The sequence below is a fragment of the Flavobacterium sp. genome (genome assembly GCF_965657075.1).
Taxonomy (GTDB): Bacteria; Bacteroidota; Bacteroidia; order Flavobacteriales; family Flavobacteriaceae; genus Flavobacterium.
The window spans coordinates 1-5,623 of record NZ_CBFHMV010000044.1; the positions used below are offsets into that span (position 1 = coordinate 1).

The 5,623-nt window shown below is 33.3% G+C and carries 10 protein-coding genes; 4 read left to right on the forward strand and 6 right to left on the reverse strand.

The genetic code is table 11. The features are described from left to right. From ACTF56_RS12725 to ACTF56_RS12740, 4 genes are all read left to right on the forward strand, one after another. Positions 1-246, forward strand: a 246-nt coding sequence (locus ACTF56_RS12725; protein WP_438967287.1) for a hypothetical protein, incomplete at its 5' end; no start/stop codon positions are given. A 32-nt stretch (positions 247-278) separates the two neighbouring features. Next, positions 279-1,157 (forward strand): metallophosphoesterase, encoded by an 879-nt coding sequence (locus ACTF56_RS12730; protein WP_438967288.1) that lies wholly within the window; start codon positions 279-281, stop codon positions 1,155-1,157. Beyond that, on the forward strand, positions 1,154-1,597 hold the full coding sequence (locus ACTF56_RS12735) for a lysozyme (protein WP_438967289.1): 444 nt from the start codon (positions 1,154-1,156) through the stop codon (positions 1,595-1,597). The genes ACTF56_RS12730 and ACTF56_RS12735 overlap by 4 nt, the downstream gene beginning before the upstream one ends. Before the next feature lie 45 nt (positions 1,598-1,642). Further along, entirely contained in the window at positions 1,643-2,098 is a 456-nt protein-coding gene (locus tag ACTF56_RS12740) for a hypothetical protein (protein ID WP_438967290.1), read from the forward strand. 910 nt (positions 2,099-3,008) lie between these two features. Here ACTF56_RS12740 and ACTF56_RS12745 read toward each other — a convergent pair. From ACTF56_RS12745 to ACTF56_RS12770, 6 genes are all read right to left on the reverse strand, one after another. Beyond that, positions 3,009-3,314 carry a MazG-like family protein gene (locus ACTF56_RS12745; RefSeq protein ID WP_438967291.1) on the reverse strand — a complete coding sequence of 102 codons (306 nt, stop codon included), beginning with the start codon at positions 3,312-3,314 and terminating at the stop codon, positions 3,009-3,011. Between the two features lie 57 nt (positions 3,315-3,371). Further along, positions 3,372-3,629: a hypothetical protein gene (locus tag ACTF56_RS12750; protein ID WP_438967292.1), complete on the reverse strand. Its 258-nt coding sequence runs from the start codon at positions 3,627-3,629 to the stop codon at positions 3,372-3,374. Next, positions 3,610-4,044, reverse strand: coding sequence for a hypothetical protein (locus ACTF56_RS12755; protein WP_438967293.1), 435 nt, complete (start codon positions 4,042-4,044; stop codon positions 3,610-3,612). Before ACTF56_RS12755 ends, ACTF56_RS12750 begins: the two co-directional genes overlap by 20 nt. Next, positions 4,023-4,694 carry a ParB N-terminal domain-containing protein gene (locus ACTF56_RS12760; protein WP_438967294.1) on the reverse strand — a complete coding sequence of 224 codons (672 nt, stop codon included), beginning with the start codon at positions 4,692-4,694 and terminating at the stop codon, positions 4,023-4,025. The genes ACTF56_RS12755 and ACTF56_RS12760 overlap by 22 nt, the downstream gene beginning before the upstream one ends. After that, entirely contained in the window at positions 4,669-5,043 is a 375-nt protein-coding gene (locus ACTF56_RS12765; RefSeq protein WP_438967295.1) for an ectoine synthase, read from the reverse strand. Before ACTF56_RS12765 ends, ACTF56_RS12760 begins: the two co-directional genes overlap by 26 nt. Positions 5,044-5,061: 18 nt before the next feature. Then, on the reverse strand, positions 5,062-5,623 hold a 562-nt coding region (locus ACTF56_RS12770; RefSeq protein WP_438967296.1), incomplete at its 5' end, for a DUF3440 domain-containing protein.

Genomic DNA, 5,623 nt, shown 5'->3' on the forward strand with positions numbered 1-5,623 from the left:
CTAATATTTGAAATTAATAAATCTCTTCCAGATTCAGGAAGTTTTTTAATAACTCAAAGCAGGCACACCATAGGATTTACACGTAATTTCATTTTTCTAATTCTTGGTTTCCGAGAATACATATCAATAGGGGAAAACTTAGAAAAACGATTTGGGAAAAAGCCATATATTTTCACCATGGCCGAAAAGCTGGCGGAAATAATTGAAAGAAAAGTTATTAAGAGATTTGAAGATTCAGACATTTAAATTAACAGGGAGTAAAATCCCTTTTTTATTTTATGACCGCAACAAAAAAGATAACATCTAATACTCACCAAATTGATTTGGGTAGTAATAAACGATTGGCAATTTTATCTGATCTTCATTGGGATAACCCAAAATGCGACTGGGTACTATTAAAAAAGCATCTCGATTATTGCAAAAAAGAAAAAATCAAAGTATTCGTAAACGGTGACTTCTTTTGTCTCATGCAAGGCAAGGGAGATAAAAGAGGTAGCAAATCTGACATTAGGCAAATTCACAATAATTCAAAGTATCTCGATTCAATTGTAGAAACGGCCGTTGAATGGTTTAGCCCATACGCTGAATTGTTTACCGTCATCGGTTACGGGAATCATGAAACGTCTATTATCAAGTACCAAGAAACTGATATTTTGCAAAGGTTCGTGGATATCATGAACTATCAAAATAAAACAGAAATTCAAACGGGAGGTTATGGAGGATGGGTTAATTTAGTTTACAAAATGCCAAATCGAGCAAATGGGTTTTTCAGTTCTCGAATGAAATACTTTCACGGCTCCGGAGGTGGAGGTATAGTGAATAAGGGCGCTATAAACCTAACTAGAGCCTTGGAAATGTACGAGGGTATGGATATTTTCGCGCTTGGTCATATCCATGAGAATTACGCGCGTAACGACGTCAGAGATACTTTTGAATATAACCCCGGAAAACGTATTCACGAACAGAAACTAAAAGAAATTCATCAAATGATTACAGGTACTTATAAAGAAGAATACGGTGACGGGTCTAAAGGTTGGCACATTGAGAGAGCAGCACCTCCAAAACCAGTAGGGGGCCGTATTTTAACAATCGACGTAATGAGGTCGGGAGATAACTATTTAAAACAAATTGATTCAGTTAGATTTCCATTGCTATGAAAACAAACCAAGAAGGGATTAAGATATTACATGAATTTGAGAAATGCAGGCTAAAAGCATATCTATGCCCTGCGAAAGTATGGACAATAGCATGGGGCAATACATTCTATGCGGACGGCTCAAAGGTCAAAGAGGGCGATAAAATAACGCAATTGCAAGCAGATAGATTATTCGAGGTTATACTGGCTAAATTTGAATCTGGAGTTAGAAATTCTTTGAAGGTCACTTTGACTCAAAACCAATTCAGCGCATTAGTATCTTTTGCTTATAATGTAGGGTTGGCTAACTTCAGAGGATCAACTTTGCTGAGAAAAATAAATATTAACCCAAATGATCCAAGTATTGCAAGCGAGTTTTTGAGATGGGTTAATAAAGGGTCTGCATTTGAAAATGGATTAAGGCGGCGGCGTAGTGCTGAATCTGACCTTTATTTTAAATGATTGAATGATTTAACGGACCTAAACATAAAAAAATCCAATTAACGTATGAGAAAGTACGCAATTATACTAATACTGATATTGTTTTCTTGTAAGGTGAAAAAGGATACTTCTATTACTGAAATAGAAACTATCGAAAGGATCCAAGAATCAAATCATATCGAATCAAATCGATCAATAACCGAGATAAGCAAATTGAAAGAAGTTCAAATAGGAAATACAATCATAATTCCTAAAGGTAACTTTACTTTCTTTGATGGCAAATTTGAAGGTGAAGCTGAATCAATTGTTATCAATAACGAAATATCAACCGAATCTGAAACTGAAAAAATAGATACTACCTTATTAATTAATCATAATCAAATCAATTCAGATTTTTATTCAAATGCTAAACAAACTGATAAAATTATCGAAAAAAAACCAGTCACTTTTATGTGGCTGGCTTGGATTGGCATGATATTATTTTTGATTTGGATAGTTTGGAGAATTATATTGAAGTTGTAAAATATTTTCAAGTTCAATGTCACCAACTCCAAACTTTTTCTATTATCATTTGATACATCAAATAGGACCAAATTACAAACGAAATACTTAGAACAAGTATCAACTCCCAATCCTTTCTATTTAGCTTTTTCATCTATCGATTATTTTCGTAATACCTCTTAATTAATACCATTTTATTCTGATATCTTTTACGTTTCAAAATTTCTTCCATCTCATAAGATAACCCCCCACCGGTTAGGTAGGTGTAGAAATCAAAAGCCACAGTAGTGTATTCTTCCAGCTCCAAAGAGCAATTAAAACCGTTTACAATTGCGAAGTGAACCTTTACGGCTTTCTCCATCAGTTCTTTATTTATCATGTCCGTTCGTATATTATTGTTTTTCCTGTTTCATTTCCGTTAAAATCTAGTAGCTTCCCATCTTTTAGAAATTCTATTTCAATATCTCTTGAGTGGGATCTTGCTAGCATCTTAATCTGATTTTGCAATTGATCCAAACCAATCCATTCCCCAAATCCTTTTCCGATCCATTCGCCCCAATTACCGGAGTGATTCCTTACCCGGTAATTGAGTGAATAGTCGTGCTTTGGTTTAGCCTTAGCCATTAGAATGGTAGGTCTCCTTCTGGTTCCTGTGGAGGTGCTTGCTGTGGTGCTGACTGCATCGCTTGCGGTTGGCTAGTCTTACTAGGGTCTGGCTTCCAAGTGTCTACCATAACGCTTAAATCGTTACCAAACTGATCAGTCTCTTTCTTTTTTGATATCGTTATTTTAGCGTATCTTTTTCCATTTTTATGGTTAGTGATATGCTCAGACGGTATGTCGTCTAAACAGATTGATACCGCCTGAAAGTCCCCAAATTGGCCCGATCTAGTTTTTCCTGATCCGCAATATATTTTCTGATTTTCCATGATTAATTTTCCTTTATAAATGTTCCGTCTACTGTTTTTCCAACTCGATCCTTAATGGTGTTGTAAGCGTTTTTAAGCTCTACCATTAGATCAATGTCTCTTTGACAAGCTAATATAATAACTGTCACCATGAGGTCCCCAAATGCGTCCTCTTCCTCTATTCTGTTACGTTTCAGGATAGCCCCGGATAATTCCCCCAACTCTTCAAAAACTTTCATCAACTGTTTGGGATGGTTTCCATTGGCCAAAATGTCTTTTTCCATAGCCCAAATCAATACTTTTTCCTGTAATTCTTCAAATGTTTTCATAGTATTAAAATATTTGTTTTTGATATTAAAATACCTAATATAATAAATCTTTTCATATTAAAATATTGTTTTTTGTATAACTTTTATTTTTCCGTTTTTAATTAATTCTATTTTTTTTAATTCATGGTAAAATTTTGATTTTTTACCATGAATACCTAAATCATTTAAATGATTTTTTAAAATTGATATAACTATTTTTTTATATGACGGTTGATTTGTCTTTTTATTAATAGAGTATGGGATTTCATCTGGAATGCCCTTTGCATAAACTCTTTTCTCCCAGTTTTTTATATACTTATTTATTTCTGTTTTCATCAAAGAAATCTAATTGAGTTGATAATTTTTTAAATAAATAATTTTTTTCCCATTCTTTTATATATTTTTCAGCTTCTTTATTTGCTAAATTCCTTTGATCATCTGTTAATTTTTTCCATGCCATCCTTACAATATTTTCAGGCAAATTATGCTCTAAAGAACATGCTGCGTGACCTAACCACGCTTTTCTGTTTATGTGTTTATCGGATAAAAATGTTTCACAGGAAAAAAACCATTTATAAATTACTTTTCTCATAGATTCCCCATAAATAACATTATTACCAGTAAACTTTATAGCCAATGGTAAAATTTTTTCAGCTTCTTTGCCTACTACATCATCCCACATGCCATTTTTAAAACATTCCCATTTTGTATAAGGATGAAATATTTGTCTTATTCTTCCGCTGGCTCCCATGCTTGGCTAAATGATTTGTTTGTAAATAAACTAGCTAAACCAGTTATCTGCTTTAATCTCAACAATTCATCAGCAGACATTCCTATGTGTTTACATATCCAGGCATCACCCTTCCCCATCTCAACTAATTCACTTACAATAGTGCTCATTAGCTCTATATTATGACTCCCTCTTGCTCTATTATGCCTAATAGTTGAAGCCATCCTATCGGATTCGTGTTCTTGAGATTTTCTAATAAAAGAAACTGGTATTCTTGAATATGTTGATTCACTAATATCATCATGTATTCTTTCTATTTGCCTTCTATGGAAACCATCAACAATTCTTATAACACCATCTTCTTGAGTGAATGCAACAACTGGCATTGTATATCCATCATTTTTAATTGATTCATAAAGAAGTTCCATTTCTGGAGGAGCTATTGAGTTTGGATTTATTTTTTGGGTTTCAATCTCTTCCGATCTTTTCCATACAATAAAATCAGAAGGATGATTTTTCATTGGGCTAAACCTTTTAAGCTCTAGCTTCATATTGTTGAAAAGATCTATCTTTTCATCAATATCTTGAATCTTATTAACCTCTTCCTCAATTTGATTGATAAGGTGTTTTATTTTATCGTTCATATTAAATGTAGTTTCCGTTTTCATCATGTTTTTCATTACCTATCAATGGTGGATTAAATACAGAAATCAATACGACGTCTGTTAAAGCCTCAAAAGTATGATCATCATTTTTATCTAATAAATAAGTTGTGTCTGGGCTTATTAATATTTTCTCTCCAGTTTCAATATTACTTAAATACCCATGCCCTCTTACACAATAGCAAGCCTCTAAATGATTTTTATAATGCCAGTGATGAGGACCGCCCTTCGGAACATATGTTTTACAAATTCCAAAACCCATTTTATCCTTTTCGATAACAAGTCTTATAGAGTTCCCTCCCGTAAAAAGAACATCTCTTTTTGTTTCTTCTAATTCTTTTGTTCTTACAATTTTCATATCCGTTTTGTTGTTTAATTAAATGTTTTTATACTTTTCCATTATTTGTCTTTGTCTTTTTGCTTGCTCTTGTGTTGGAGATAACCCCATATACTTACAGGTGTGGTCATTTTTTAGAATAGTCATAGCAAACCGTTTCCATGAAGTTACCTCACTATTGTGGGCTTTCAGCATATCTAAGTGATCAGGAGGTAACATTTTTACACAATATTTGTCTTTATTTCCATGCTTAGTTTTTTCTCCAATCGTAAATTTTATATTATTTTTTTTAAGGTCTTTAATTAGTTCGTCTGAGACTCCGCGCCCTACTCTTGACCAATACTTAATAGATTGAGCAAAACGCATTCTAAAATTTTCAGACACCTCGTCAGGCAAAGTATCCAATAGAAATTTAGTGAAAGATTTCCATGTATGACCTTCAGGTAACTTAAAACTATGATAGTTTAATTGTTTCCCATAAGTTGCTGCAAAATTAGCTCCTTGAACACGAACACAAAGTTTAACCCAGATATCAGGATCAATAACCCTATACATATTAAGAGATGATTTAGATTCTGACATAAAGGGAGAAGCTACTCTC

What these genes read in the sequence shown, in the direction of transcription:
- ACTF56_RS12730 (WP_438967288.1), top strand. Translation starts at nt 279, where the DNA reads ATGACCGCAACAAAAAAGATAACATCTAATACTCACCAAATTGATTTG.
- ACTF56_RS12735 (WP_438967289.1), top strand. Translation starts at nt 1,154, where the DNA reads ATGAAAACAAACCAAGAAGGGATTAAGATATTACATGAATTTGAGAAA.
- ACTF56_RS12740 (WP_438967290.1), top strand. Translation starts at nt 1,643, where the DNA reads ATGAGAAAGTACGCAATTATACTAATACTGATATTGTTTTCTTGTAAG.
- ACTF56_RS12745 (WP_438967291.1), bottom strand. Translation starts at nt 3,314, where the DNA reads ATGAAAACATTTGAAGAATTACAGGAAAAAGTATTGATTTGGGCTATG.
- ACTF56_RS12750 (WP_438967292.1), bottom strand. Translation starts at nt 3,629, where the DNA reads ATGAAAACAGAAATAAATAAGTATATAAAAAACTGGGAGAAAAGAGTT.
- ACTF56_RS12755 (WP_438967293.1), bottom strand. Translation starts at nt 4,044, where the DNA reads ATGGGAGCCAGCGGAAGAATAAGACAAATATTTCATCCTTATACAAAA.
- ACTF56_RS12760 (WP_438967294.1), bottom strand. Translation starts at nt 4,694, where the DNA reads ATGATGAAAACGGAAACTACATTTAATATGAACGATAAAATAAAACAC.
- ACTF56_RS12765 (WP_438967295.1), bottom strand. Translation starts at nt 5,043, where the DNA reads ATGAAAATTGTAAGAACAAAAGAATTAGAAGAAACAAAAAGAGATGTT.